10 protein-coding genes are annotated in these 12,434 nt (G+C 65.6%); 8 read left to right on the top strand and 2 right to left on the bottom strand.

Going from position 1 to position 12,434, the window contains the following annotated elements; genetic code table 11:
• Positions 1–93 precede the first annotated feature (93 nt).
• Positions 94–1,707, top strand: coding sequence for a chaperonin GroEL (gene groL, locus CH278_RS18795; protein ID WP_027496360.1), 1,614 nt, complete (start codon positions 94–96; stop codon positions 1,705–1,707).
• A 79-nt stretch (positions 1,708–1,786) separates the two neighbouring features.
• Here the strand turns inward: groL and CH278_RS18800 are convergent, their stop codons facing one another.
• On the bottom strand, positions 1,787–2,080 hold the full coding sequence (locus CH278_RS18800; protein ID WP_027496361.1) for a WhiB family transcriptional regulator: 294 nt from the start codon (positions 2,078–2,080) through the stop codon (positions 1,787–1,789).
• 687 nt (positions 2,081–2,767) lie between these two features.
• Between CH278_RS18800 and CH278_RS18810 the strand changes: the two genes are divergently transcribed.
• The 3 genes from CH278_RS18810 (at position 2,768) to CH278_RS18820 (ending at position 5,333) form a co-directional block, all read left to right on the top strand.
• Positions 2,768–3,610, top strand: a complete 843-nt coding sequence (locus CH278_RS18810; protein WP_256991782.1) for a hypothetical protein — start codon at positions 2,768–2,770, stop codon at positions 3,608–3,610.
• Between the two features lie 135 nt (positions 3,611–3,745).
• Positions 3,746–4,324: a sigma-70 family RNA polymerase sigma factor gene (locus tag CH278_RS18815; RefSeq protein ID WP_027496363.1), complete on the top strand. Its 579-nt coding sequence runs from the start codon at positions 3,746–3,748 to the stop codon at positions 4,322–4,324.
• Positions 4,317–5,333, top strand: coding sequence for an anti-sigma-D factor RsdA (locus CH278_RS18820; protein WP_052073694.1), 1,017 nt, complete (start codon positions 4,317–4,319; stop codon positions 5,331–5,333). The genes CH278_RS18815 and CH278_RS18820 overlap by 8 nt, the downstream gene beginning before the upstream one ends.
• An 89-nt stretch (positions 5,334–5,422) precedes the next feature.
• Here the strand turns inward: CH278_RS18820 and CH278_RS18825 are convergent, their stop codons facing one another.
• Entirely contained in the window at positions 5,423–5,827 is a 405-nt protein-coding gene (locus CH278_RS18825) for a DUF5319 domain-containing protein (RefSeq protein ID WP_027496364.1), read from the bottom strand.
• Positions 5,828–6,127: 300 nt separating this feature from the next.
• On the opposite strand from CH278_RS18825, the gene guaB reads away from it, so the two are divergent.
• The 4 genes from guaB to guaA all read left to right on the top strand — a co-directional run bounded on the left by guaB (position 6,128) and on the right by guaA (position 12,429).
• Positions 6,128–7,651 (top strand): IMP dehydrogenase, encoded by a 1,524-nt coding sequence (gene guaB, locus CH278_RS18835; RefSeq protein ID WP_032365609.1) that lies wholly within the window; start codon positions 6,128–6,130, stop codon positions 7,649–7,651.
• Positions 7,652–7,706: 55 nt separating this feature from the next.
• Positions 7,707–8,846, top strand: coding sequence for a GuaB3 family IMP dehydrogenase-related protein (locus CH278_RS18840; protein WP_027496367.1), 1,140 nt, complete (start codon positions 7,707–7,709; stop codon positions 8,844–8,846).
• A 188-nt stretch (positions 8,847–9,034) separates the two neighbouring features.
• Positions 9,035–10,789: an FAD-dependent oxidoreductase gene (locus CH278_RS18845; RefSeq protein WP_094622601.1), complete on the top strand. Its 1,755-nt coding sequence runs from the start codon at positions 9,035–9,037 to the stop codon at positions 10,787–10,789.
• A 50-nt stretch (positions 10,790–10,839) separates the two neighbouring features.
• On the top strand, positions 10,840–12,429 hold the full coding sequence (guaA, locus tag CH278_RS18850) for a glutamine-hydrolyzing GMP synthase (RefSeq protein ID WP_094622602.1): 1,590 nt from the start codon (positions 10,840–10,842) through the stop codon (positions 12,427–12,429).
• The last annotated feature ends 5 nt before the right edge of the window (positions 12,430–12,434 follow it).

Raw genomic sequence — 12,434 nt, forward strand, 5'->3', positions numbered from 1 at the left:
AACGCATCCCGCCCCGGAATCCGATTTCAGTGTCGGTCCCGGGGCGGAGTGCGTTCGATCGAGTTTCTTTACTCGAAGGAGTAACACCGAAACATGGCAAAGCAAATCCAATTCAACGAGGAAGCACGCCGCTCTCTCGAGCGCGGCGTCGACAAGCTCGCCGACGCAGTCAAGGTCACTCTCGGACCGCGTGGTCGCCACGTCGTCCTCTCCAAGGCCTTCGGTGGCCCCACGGTCACCAACGACGGTGTGTCGATCGCTCGTGAAATCGACCTGGAAGATCCGTTCGAGAACCTCGGTGCCCAGTTGGTCAAGAGCGTCGCCACCAAGACGAACGACGTCGCAGGCGACGGCACCACCACGGCGACCGTTCTCGCACAGGCTCTCGTCCGCGGCGGACTGAAGAACATCGCCGCCGGAGCCAACCCCATCGCGCTGGGCACCGGCATCTCCAAGGCAGCGGACAAGGTTGCCGAGGCACTGCTCGCCGCCGCCACCCCGGTCGAGGGCAAGCAGGCCATCGCTCAGGTTGCGACCGTGTCGTCGCGGGACCCCGAGATCGGCGAACTCGTCGGTGAGGCGCTCACTCGCGTCGGTGCAGACGGCGTAGTCACCGTCGAGGAGTCCTCGACTCTGCTCACCGAGCTGTCGGTCACCGAGGGCGTCCAGTTCGACAAGGGCTACCTCTCGCCGTACTTCGTCACCGACGTCGACACGCAGGAAGCTGTGCTCGAGGACGCCTACGTCCTGCTGTACCGCGAGAAGATCACCTCGCTTCCCGACTTCCTTCCGCTGTTGGAGAAGGTTGCCGAGAGCGGCAAGCCGTTGCTGATCATCGCCGAGGACACCGAGGGTGAGGTTCTGTCGACTCTGGTCGTGAACTCCATCCGCAAGACGATCAAGGCCGTTGCCGTCAAGGCTCCGTTCTTCGGCGACCGTCGCAAGGCGTTCCTCGACGACCTCGCAGTCGTCACCGCAGGCCAGGTCATCACTGCAGATGTCGGCCTGAGCCTGAAGGAAGCCGGCCTCGAGCTGCTCGGCCGGGCGCGTCGCGTCGTCGTCACCAAGGACGAGACGACCATCGTCGACGGTGCCGGCTCGCAGGACGACATCGATGCCCGCGTCGGCCAGCTTCGTCGCGAGATCGAGAACACCGACTCCGAGTGGGATCGTGAAAAGCTCGAAGAGCGGCTCGCGAAGCTCTCCGGCGGCATCGCCGTCATCAAGGTCGGTGCCGCAACCGAGACCGAGCTCAAGGAACGCAAGTTCCGCGTCGACGATGCAGTTGCAGCGGCCAAGGCTGCGGTGGAAGAAGGCATCGTTCCCGGCGGTGGCTCTGCTCTGACTCAGGCCGCGTTGTCGCTTGCCGACGATCTGGGCCTGACCGGTGACGAAGCCACCGGCGTCGCAGTGGTGCGCACTGCTCTGAACGCACCACTGTTCTGGATCGCTACCAACGCCGGCATCGACGGTTCCGTCGTCGTCAGCAAGGTGGCCGAGTTGCCGAAGGGCCACGGTTTCAACGCCGCGACCCTGACGTACGGCGACCTGCTGGCCGACGGTGTGGTGGATCCGGTGAAGGTGACCCGATCTGCCGTGGTCAACGCCGCATCCGTCGCGCGCATGATCCTGACGACGGAGAGCTCCATCGTCGAGAAGCCCGAAGAAGAATCCGAGGCCGCAACCGGCCACGGACACGCTCACTGATTTTCGGGTAGTACGACGAAGCCCCCAACCCGAACGGGTTGGGGGCTTCGTCGTGTGTGCAGCTGTGAATGTCGTGTGCTCAGACCGCGATGCGACGGCGGTTGTGCCGGGCGTGCAATTCGCGCTCCGTCTCGGACATCCCTCCCCAGATGCCGTACGGCTCGCTGACGTTGAGTGCGTGGGTGCGGCACTGAGCGAGTACCGGACAGCTGCGGCACATCTCTTTGGCGCGCATCTCTCGCTGTGCTCGCGCCCGACCCCGCTCGCCGTCGGGGTGGAAGAACATGGACGAATCGACGCCACGGCACAGGCCGTGCATCTGCCAATCCCAAATATCGGCGTTCGGCCCAGGGAGGTGATTCGGCTGCGGCATGGAAACTCCTAGGGTGGTGTGGCTTCGACGGATTCGTGATCCGAACAGCGACAACGTTATGTGGGTCGACGAAATCGAGTCAATAGAGCTCGATCGTGGGCAAATGCATAGCAGGAGGGCGAAGAATTAACACGCTCGATATTTACTTCGAGCCGCTCGCATGTGTGCGCTTCCGGTTGAGAAATCGGTCGAGTCGGGAGACGATGCTCATGGCACGACGCGGCGCAGGATCGACGGTGACGTGTCGGCGCGAGCCGGTGCCGCGCCGAATTCCACCGCGCGTTTCTCGAAGACCTGCAGCTCGAAGGTGTTGTCGCAGAGCGTCGAGCAGTGGCGGGCCGGGTTCGGCCTCGACGCACGAGCGGCCGAGCGGATCGAGCGAGGAGTCGGTCGTTGTTGCCGAACGATTCCGATCGGCGGTGTCGAATGTGCCCGACGCATTCTTGTCCGGCTCCGATAAACGACCCGCCGTTTAACCCATTCGCCACACAGCGTTCAGATAACTGTTTCCGAAACAACACCTATTCACATTGTTAATTCTGTGAAAACTGCAGCGGCGTCCCGAAAGGTCGTCGTGAATGCGACAGCTATCCGGCGCGACATTCGCATTCGTGCGTTGCGGTGTCCGGCGTTCTCGGTCGGCCGACTCGCGTGCCTGCGGTCCGGCTGTGGCCATACCCTGACGTCGTGCACAGTGTTTCGAAGTCCTCGCCCGTCACCGGAGAGTCCGACTGCATCGGGCTCGAGCTGAAAAAGGCGGCGTTCGGAGCAGACCCCGGTCGAACCGACCTTCCGGCGGCCACCGATGCGCGGCAGAGTTGGTGCCGCGGCGTCGCACTGGCCGGCCAGGGTCGGTACAACGCTGCTCGGGTCGAGCTCCGGCGGTTCCGGCCGACGTCGCCGGCGCTCGAGTCCCTGTACGAGTCGACCAGGGCGTCATGGCTACGCCAGATCGGTCGGCACCGGCTCGCCCGCGGGTTCGACGGGAGGGCGGTGTTCCTGATCGGGCTCACCGGCGAGGCGAGAACGACGGACGCGGTGGAGGCGCGCAGTGATGCACTGGTCGGATTGGCGGCGGATGCACTGGGGACCGGCCGATTCGGGTTCGCGGACGCGTTTCTGGCGCGCAACGCAGAGCTGCTCTCGGCGCGTGGCGGCTCGGATCTGTGGCGTCCGGCACTCCGCGCGCAGTGGGTGGCAGCCGAGCTGGCGATGATGCGTGGAGACGGCACTGGAGCACTCCGACACGCCGAGTTCGCTCGTGCACTTGCCGCCGACACCGATTCGTTACGGCACCGCATCAAAACCGATCTGGTGATGGCGGCGGCCCTGAGCTGCGCCGGTGCGACCGAGCGTGCATGCGCAGGGGCCGTCGACGTGGCCTGTGCTGCGGCGATGCACGGCTTACTGCCCTTGCGTTGGGCCGCGACGATGCTGTGCGAAGGAACCGGGGGAGCGGATTCGGACATGGTGTCGGCACGCGAGCTGGGAGCCGCACTCCAACGACTGGGCGGATCCGCGGTCGGTTGACCTGGACCGCAGCCGGGCACGGACCGAGCGGTTCGATTGCAGGCCGTCGGTGTCGCTATCCTTGGTTCGTTCCACCACCACGTGGAAGCGCTCCCAGGCGGGTGCGTACCTGTAACGCGGGGAAATTTGTCGACGATGAACAGTGCGGGTGAGGAGTTGGACTCTTTCGTCGTTGCCGCAGCGCAAGGCGATCGACTGGCTCTGTCCCGGGTCTTGGAATTCATCCGACCACTCGTCGTCCGGTATTGCCGGGCTCGAGTCGGTTCGGCTGAGCGTGGTCAGCTTTCGGCCGACGACGTGGCGCAGGAGGTCTGTTTGGCAGTCATGACCGCCTTGCCGCGTTACCAGGATCAAGGTCGTCCGTTCATGGCATTCGTGTACGGCATCGCGGCGCACAAGGTCGCAGATGCTCATCGCAGTGCCTCGCGTAACAAATCGGACCCGGCCGCCGAAGTACCAGATGTCGTGTCGACAGAACACGGTCCGGAGCAGCGAGCTCTGGAATCCGAGTCGAGTCGTCAGATGACTGCACTACTGGACACCTTGCCCGCCAAGCACCGCGAGATTCTGGTGCTCCGACTCATCGTCGGATTGTCGGCCGAGGAGACGGCAGCTGCGGTCGGCAGCACTGCAGGCGCTATCCGCGTGGCTCAGCACCGAGCTATCGCAAAACTGAAGAACGAAGTTGTGAGAGCAGGTGAAATGTATGGCTAGGGACAATGGTCACGGTGGCCCCGGTGAGACCCCGCGTCGCGGAATCTCGCGTATCGGAGAGCACGTGACACCCACTGGACCGAAGCAGAACGATCCCTATGCCGACATCGGCGCAGACGGTGGTCCCGTGGACCTCGTCGCCGTTCGTCGTGACGATGCCTTCATCGACGCGATCAGTGGTGACGGACCGATCGCAACCGATGATGCGGACGATTACCAACTCGCGCTCCTGCTCGCCAATTGGCGAGCGGACGTGATCACACCGTCCATGCCGGCCGGTCCTTCTCTCGACACCGTTGTGGCGGCCGTCGAGCGCGAGAAGATGGCAGCCGACATGGCGCGATCCAGCGCGGCGAACCGCGGGGGCCGGATGCGTCTGTTGCGTCCGCTCGCCGGTGCCGCCGCCGCGATCGCCGTCGTGTTGGGCGGTCTGGTGGTCATCTCGTACAACTCGACGCCCGAGGATCCGCTGTGGAGCGTCAAGTCGGTCGTGTTCTCCGAGCAGGCCGATTCGACTGTCGCGCAGATAGATACGACATCGAAGCTGCAGGAGGCGGAGAACCTTCTGTCGTCCGGCGATGCCGACGCTGCCCGCGCTCTTCTCGACGGCGCATCGAACCGCAGTTCCGCGGTCATCGACGATGCACAGCGAGCCGAACTCGACCAGTGGCTGGCCCGTTTGCTGCAGGAGTTGCAGGCCATGACGGTGCCGCCCGTGGTACCTCCGATGGGTGCGGCCCCGGCAGCCCCGTTGTCGGTGCCCAGCCAAGCAACTCTGGTTCCGACGGCTCCGGTGGAGACGGTTGCACCGGAATCCACCGCGGTTCCGAGCACGCCGAATCCGGAAACGACGACACCGGTCAGCCCGCCCGTCACCACGAGTCCGAGTCCGACGACCACCGACGTCACGCCGACGGTGCTTGACAACCCGAATCAGCCGACGGCCACTGCCAGTGGCAGTTCGTCCGAGAACGGCGACCGCATGTCGGTTCCGTCCGGCGGAAGCTGAGCGACAGGCCCTGTTCGACGACGCAGACCGTAAACAACGAAGAAGCCCGACACGATGATCGTGTCGGGCTTCTTCGTTTGTCTGGGGTCTCAGCTCTCGAAACCGTCTCCGTGCAGAGCGTCGTTCATGGATGCGTCGGCGAAACCACGGCAGTAATCCCACGTGACGTACGCGTCGGGCACCGGGTCGTAGGCCGGCTCGTGCGGGCGCACGGTGCCGTCGACGAGCAGCTGCAGCAGATTCGCACGCAGCATGTCCCAGTCGTGGTAGTGGTCCTGCTGGCAGTCTTCGCAGCACACGACGAGTCCACGGATACCGCGGTGGCCGAGGAGTGCCTCGTAGACAGCGAGGTCCGCCAAGTCTTCTTCTACGGCCAGCCGTTCTTGGGGATCGAGAGGCTGGCCGGGCTCGATTGCATCGAGGGCGGCCGACGGGTCGGCGGGGTCTCCGGCGAACGGATCCGGGGGTAGACCGGGAGGCAGTTGATCGCGCACGCCTCCACGGTACGCAGAACTGGTGGGTCTGCGCCAGCCGTTCGAGTACGACATGCCGGACGATCCGTACCGCCGGACCCCGTCGGGTCTTCGATTCGGTGCCTCCGAGCGTCCGCAGCGGGAGGCGTGCGCACTGATTGTGCCGCAGGCCGATACCATGGTTCCCGGCGCTGAACAGATGAGTGCAAGTGCCGAAACTCCATCCGTTCTCCAACACCGCACCGCGGTGCGCCTGCGAGCTCTCACCGGCCGCATGCCGCGCCCACGATGCAACCAGGCTCTAGGGAGGGCCAGATTCGTATGAGTAGTCCCGGAGCCCACGTCCGCACAGGCGGCGACGATCCCAACAAGGTCGCGATGCTCGGCCTCACGTTCGACGACGTCCTGCTGCTGCCGGCCGCTTCGGATCTGATCCCCAGCGCCGTGGACACGTCCAGTCAGATCACCCGCGAGATCAGGCTGCGAGTCCCGCTGGTCAGTTCTGCGATGGATACCGTCACCGAGGCGCGGATGGCCATTGCGATGGCACGTGCAGGCGGCATGGGTGTGCTGCACCGCAATCTTTCGCTGCACGATCAGGCGTCTCAGGTCGAGACCGTCAAGCGCTCGGAGGCCGGGATGGTCACCGACCCGGTCACCTGCAAGCCCACCGACTCGCTGGCCGAGGTCGACGCGATGTGTGCGCGCTTCCGTATCTCGGGGCTCCCGGTCACCGACGAGACCGGTGCGCTGGTCGGCATCATCACCAACCGCGACATGCGGTTCGAGGTGGATCAGAACCGTCGCGTCGCCGACGTCATGACGAAGGCACCGTTGATCACCGCGCAGGAGGGGGTCACCGCCGAAGCGGCCCTCGGCCTGCTGCGTCGCCACAAGATCGAGAAGCTACCGATCGTCGACGGCAAAGGCGCACTCACCGGCCTGATCACGGTGAAGGACTTCGTCAAGACCGAGCAGCACCCGGACGCCACCAAGGACCGTGACGGTCGACTGCTGGTCGGAGCAGCAGTGGGCGTCGGGCAGGATGCCTGGGCCAGGTCGATGGCACTGACCGATGCCGGCGTCGACGTCATCATCGTCGACACCGCGCACGGCCACAATTCTCAGGTGCTCGAGATGGTCAGCAAGCTCAAGGCAGAGGTGGGCGAGCGCGTTCAGGTCGTCGGCGGAAACGTCGCCACCCGCGCGGGCGCACTCGCCCTCGTCGAGGCCGGTGCCGATGCGGTGAAGGTGGGCGTCGGACCCGGTTCGATCTGCACCACCCGCGTGGTCGCCGGCGTCGGCGCTCCGCAGATCACCGCCATCCTCGAAGCCGTGGCCGCGTGCAAGCCGCACGGTGTACCGGTCATCGCCGACGGTGGTATGCAGTTCTCCGGTGACATCGCCAAGGCACTCGCCGCAGGCGCGTCGACCGCGATGCTCGGATCGTTGCTGGCCGGCACCGCCGAGTCTCCGGGTGAGCTGATCCTGGTCGGTGGCAAGCAGTTCAAGAGCTACCGCGGCATGGGCTCGCTCGGTGCGATGCAGGGACGCGGGGGAGCGAAGTCGTTCTCGAAGGACCGCTACTTCCAGGACGACGTGCTGGCCGAGGACAAGCTGGTTCCCGAGGGGATCGAGGGACGCGTCCCGTACCGGGGTCCGTTGAACCAGGTCATCCACCAGCTCACCGGTGGGTTGCGCGCTGCCATGGGGTACACCGGGTCGACGTCCATCGAGCACCTGCAGCAGGCTCAGTTCGTGCAGATCACCGCGGCCGGTCTCAAGGAGAGCCACCCGCACGACATCACGATGACCGCTGAGGCTCCGAACTACACCACCCGATAGTCGCGTCGGCCCGTGGTGGCCGATCGATTCGCTCTCGAAGTAGAAAGGTGCGCGCGTGCGCGACCTCGTTGAAATCGGCATGGGCAGAGAAGCCCGTCGCACCTACCAGCTGGACGACGTCGATATCGTGCCGTCTCGGCGCACCCGGTCGTCCAAGGAGGTGTCGACTGCCTGGCAGCTCGATGCCTACCGGTTCGACATCCCGGTGCTCGCCCATCCGACCGATGCGTTGGTCTCGCCTGCGTTCGCCATCGAGCTCGGTAAGCAAGGCGGGCTCGGGGTGATCAACGGCGAAGGGCTGTGGGCGCGGCACGCCGACGTGCAGGCCAAGCTCGACCAGTTGATCCACATCGCCGAGACCGATCTCGATCCCGACGCGCCGATCGCGTTCCTGCAGGAACTGCACGCGGCACCGTTGCAGCCCGATCTGCTGGCCGCCGCGGTCGGCCAGGTGCGGGATGCAGGCGTCACCGTCGCTGTACGAGTGAGCCCGCAGAACGCCCGTGCCCTGACGCCTGCGCTGATCGCGTCGGGTCTGGATCTGCTGGTCATCCAGGGCACGATCATCTCCGCCGAGCACGTTGCGCACGGCGACGACGAGCCGCTCAACCTCAAGACGTTCATCGCAGAGCTCGACGTCCCCGTCATCGCCGGCGGCGTCAGCGATCACCGGACCGCGTTGCACCTGATGCGCACGGGTGCGGCCGGCGTCATCGTGGGCTACGGCTCGGTCGAAGGCGGCACCACCACCGGTGAGGTGCTCGGCATCGGTGTTCCGATGGCCACTGCGATCGCCGACGCGGCGGCCGCACGTCGGGACTACCTGGACGAGACCGGTGGACGCTACGTGCACGTCATCGCCGACGGTGACATCACCACGTCCGGCGCACTGGCGAAAGCCATCGCCTGCGGCGCGGATGCTGCAGTGCTCGGTGCGCCGTTGGCCGTGGCCGCCGAGGCTCCCGGTGGCGGCTGGTACTGGCCGTCCGCCGCGGCGCATCCGTCGATGCCGCGTGGCGCGTTGCTGCCGATGTCCGCGGGGGAGCGTCCGAGCCTCGATCAGGTGCTGCACGGACCGTCGCGTGAGTCGTACGGCTCGATCAACCTCGTCGGCGGATTGCGTCGCTCGATGGCGAAGTCGGGCTACTCCGATCTGAAGGAATTTCAGAAGGTCGGCCTGAACGTTCGGGCCTGACAGAACCCCCATACGACAGGGCGCGCACTCGATCTTCGGGTGCGCGCCCTGTGTCGTTCGTCGGGCAGGCACCGGTAAGCCGACCCTCGGTTGGTGATACCTTCCGTAACAGCTAGAATCGCTTGTGGCGGTAGTCACACAGCGATGTGCATGCTGTTCGACAGGTAACGGACGTAGCGGAGGTCACCATGGGTTCAGCTGGACGCGCAACGGATTACGACGTTCTCATCGTCGGTTCGGGCTTCGGTGGAAGCGTCACCGCGCTTCGGCTGGTGGAGAAGGGATACCGCGTCGGAATCCTGGAAGCCGGGCAGCGATTCGAGGACAAGGACTTCGCCAAGAACAGCTGGGATCTCAAGCGCTTCCTGTGGGCACCCAAGCTGGGTCTCTACGGCATCCAGCGAGTGCATCTGCTGCGCGACTGCCTGATCCTCGCCGGTGCAGGGGTCGGCGGCGGATCGCTGAACTACGCGAACACGCTGTACAAGCCGCAGGCACCGTTCTTCGAGGACAAGCAGTGGGCGCACATCACCGACTGGAGCAGTGAGCTCTCTCCGTTCTACGACCAGGCCACCCGCATGTTGGGTGTTGTGCGCAACCCGCACATGACCCCCGCCGACGAGGTGATGAAGTCGGTGGCCGAGGACATGGGCGTCGCCGACACGTTCATTCAGACACCGGTGGGCGTGTTCTTCGGAGACGAACCCGGTAAGACCGTCCCGGACCCGTACTTCGGTGGTGCCGGCCCCGAGCGCACGGGATGCATCGAATGCGGCGAGTGCATGACCGGGTGCCGCCACGGTGCCAAGAACACTCTGCTGAAGAACTTCCTCGGGCTGGCCGAACGTGCCGGAGCCGAGATCGTGCCGATGACCACGGTCACCGGCCTGAATCCTCGGTCCGACGGCACCTGGGACGTCGACACCGAGCGCACCGGGGCGCGTTTGCGCAAGGGTCGCAAGACGTACAGCGCTGCCAATGTCGTGCTGGCAGCCGGCACGTGGGGCACGCAGAACCTCCTGCACAAGATGAAGGACACGGGCACGTTGCCGCGGTTGTCGGACACTCTCGGTGAGCTGACCCGCACCAACTCGGAGTCGATCGTCGGAGCTGCGAAGTTGGCGGTCGATCCGAACATGGATCTCACGCGCGGCGTCGCCATCACGTCCTCGTTCCACCCCAGCCCCAACACCCACATCGAACCGTGCCGCTACGGCAAGGGCTCCAACGCGATGGGCATGCTGCAGACGTTGATGACCGACGGCGGAGGGAAGATCCCGCGCTGGCTCAAATTCGTCTTCGCGCTCATCGCCCATCCGATCCAGTTCGTCCGCGTCGTCAACGTCCGGCACTGGAGCGAGCGGACCATCATCGCGCTGGTGATGCAGAACCTCGACAACTCGATCACCACGTTCACCAAGCGGGGCCCCTTCGGCCGCAAGGTCTCGAGCCGCCAGGGACACGGACAGCCCAACCCGACATGGATTCCCGAGGGCAACGACGCCACCAGGCGAATTGCCAAGAAGATCGGCGGCGTCGCGGGCGGGACGTGGGGCGAGCTGTTCAACATCCCGCTCACCGCACACTTCCTCGGCGGGTGCGCTATCGGAGAGGACGCCCAGCACGGCGTCATCGACCCGTACCACCGCGTCCACGGCTACCCGACCCTCAGCGTGGTCGACGGTGCGGCAGTCTCGGCCAACCTCGGAGTCAACCCGTCGCTGACCATCAGCGCGCAGGCCGAGCGGTCCGCTGCACTGTGGCCGAACAAGGGCGAGTCGGACCTGCGTCCGGCGCAGGGCCAGCCCTACCAGCGACTCGATCCGATCGCTCCGAACTCGCCCGTCGTGCCCGTCGACGCACCCGGCGGCCTGCGGCTGCCGATCGTGCAGATCAGGTCCGGTTCGGCGGCCATGCCCGTCGAACATTCGGGTGTCGCGTGAGCGATTCGGGTGCTGCGAGCACACCGAATCCGTCCCACTAGACTGACCAGGTGACCGACTCCTCTGCACACGATCCCGCACACGCACGGCCGGTTCTGGTCGTCGATTTCGGAGCCCAGTACGCACAGCTGATCGCCCGCCGGGTGCGCGAGGCCAGCGTGTACTCCGAGGTCATCTCGCACACCGCGACCGCCGAGGAGATCGCCGCCAAAGACCCCGTTGCTCTCGTGCTGTCCGGTGGGCCGTCCAGCGTCTACGCCGAGGGTGCACCCGAACTCGACTCCGCCCTACTCGAACTGGGCGTCCCGGTGTTCGGTATCTGCTACGGGTTCCAGGCCATGGCGCAGGCGCTCGGCGGAACCGTCGAGCACACCGGAACACGTGAGTACGGGCGTACTCAGCTCAGCGTCGACGGCGGCCGCCTGCACGACGGTCTGCCTTCCACCCAGCCGGTCTGGATGAGTCACGGTGACGCGGTCACCGCTGCTCCCGACGGCTTCACCGTCACCGCGACCAGTGCCGGGGCTCCGGTTGCTGCCTTCGAGAACGAAGAGAAGCGGATGGCGGGCGTGCAGTACCACCCCGAGGTACTCCACTCACCACACGGACAGCAGGTCCTGAGCCGATTCCTGCACGAGACCGCCGAAATCAAGCCGGACTGGACCGCCGCGAACATTGCCGACGCGCTGGTCGACGCTGTCCAGGAACAGGTCGGTCCGACGGGCAAGGCGATCTGCGGCCTCTCCGGTGGTGTCGATTCCGCGGTGGCCGCGGCACTAGTGCAGCGTGCGATCGGTGATCGGCTCACCTGTGTCTTCGTCGACCACGGCTTGCTGCGCGCGGGCGAGCGGGAGCAGGTGCAGCAGGACTTCGTAGCCGCGACCGGTGCCAAGCTCGTCACCGTCGACGCGGTCGACACCTTCCTCGGCGCCCTCGAAGGCGTGTCGGACCCGGAGGAGAAGCGCAAGATCATCGGCCGTGAGTTCATTCGCAGTTTCGAGGGTGCCGTTGCCGAGGTGTTGGGCGAGAACGCCGAGCACGGTGATTCCGTCGAGTTCCTGGTGCAGGGCACCCTGTACCCGGACGTCGTGGAGTCCGGTGGCGGTTCGGGTACCGCGAACATCAAGAGCCATCACAACGTCGGCGGACTGCCCGACGACCTGCAGTTCGCGTTGGTCGAGCCGTTGCGGGCGCTGTTCAAGGACGAGGTGCGCGCCGTCGGACGCGAGCTGGGCCTGCCCGAGGACATCGTCGGCAGACAACCGTTCCCGGGACCCGGACTGGCCATTCGCATCGTCGGCGAGATTACCGCGGACCGACTGGCCACGTTGCGTCACGCGGATTCGATTGTCCGAGAAGAGCTTACGGTCGCAGGCCTGGATCAGCAGATCTGGCAGTGCCCGGTGGTGCTGTTGGCCGACGTGCGCAGCGTCGGCGTGCAGGGAGACGGTCGTACCTACGGTCACCCCATCGTGTTGCGTCCGGTGTCGAGCGAGGATGCGATGACCGCGGACTGGACCCGGTTGCCGTACGACGTGCTGGAAACGATTTCGACTCGGGTGACCAACGAGGTTCCGGAGGTCAACCGAGTCGTACTCGACGTCACGAGCAAGCCGCCGGGCACCATCGAGTGGGAGTAGCGGGT

The sequence above is a fragment of the Rhodococcus sp. 05-2254-5 genome, assembly GCF_002258575.1.
Taxonomy (GTDB): Bacteria; Actinomycetota; Actinomycetes; order Mycobacteriales; family Mycobacteriaceae; genus Rhodococcoides; species Rhodococcoides fascians.

Excerpts from the sequence above, each read along its gene's own strand:
- groL (WP_027496360.1), top strand. The coding sequence starts at position 94 with ATGGCAAAGCAAATCCAATTCAACGAGGAAGCACGCCGCTCTCTCGAG.
- CH278_RS18845 (WP_094622601.1), top strand. The coding sequence starts at position 9,035 with ATGGGTTCAGCTGGACGCGCAACGGATTACGACGTTCTCATCGTCGGT.
- CH278_RS18800 (WP_027496361.1), bottom strand. The coding sequence starts at position 2,080 with ATGCCGCAGCCGAATCACCTCCCTGGGCCGAACGCCGATATTTGGGAT.
- CH278_RS18820 (WP_052073694.1), top strand. The coding sequence starts at position 4,317 with ATGGCTAGGGACAATGGTCACGGTGGCCCCGGTGAGACCCCGCGTCGC.
- CH278_RS18815 (WP_027496363.1), top strand. The coding sequence starts at position 3,746 with ATGAACAGTGCGGGTGAGGAGTTGGACTCTTTCGTCGTTGCCGCAGCG.
- guaB (WP_032365609.1), top strand. The coding sequence starts at position 6,128 with ATGAGTAGTCCCGGAGCCCACGTCCGCACAGGCGGCGACGATCCCAAC.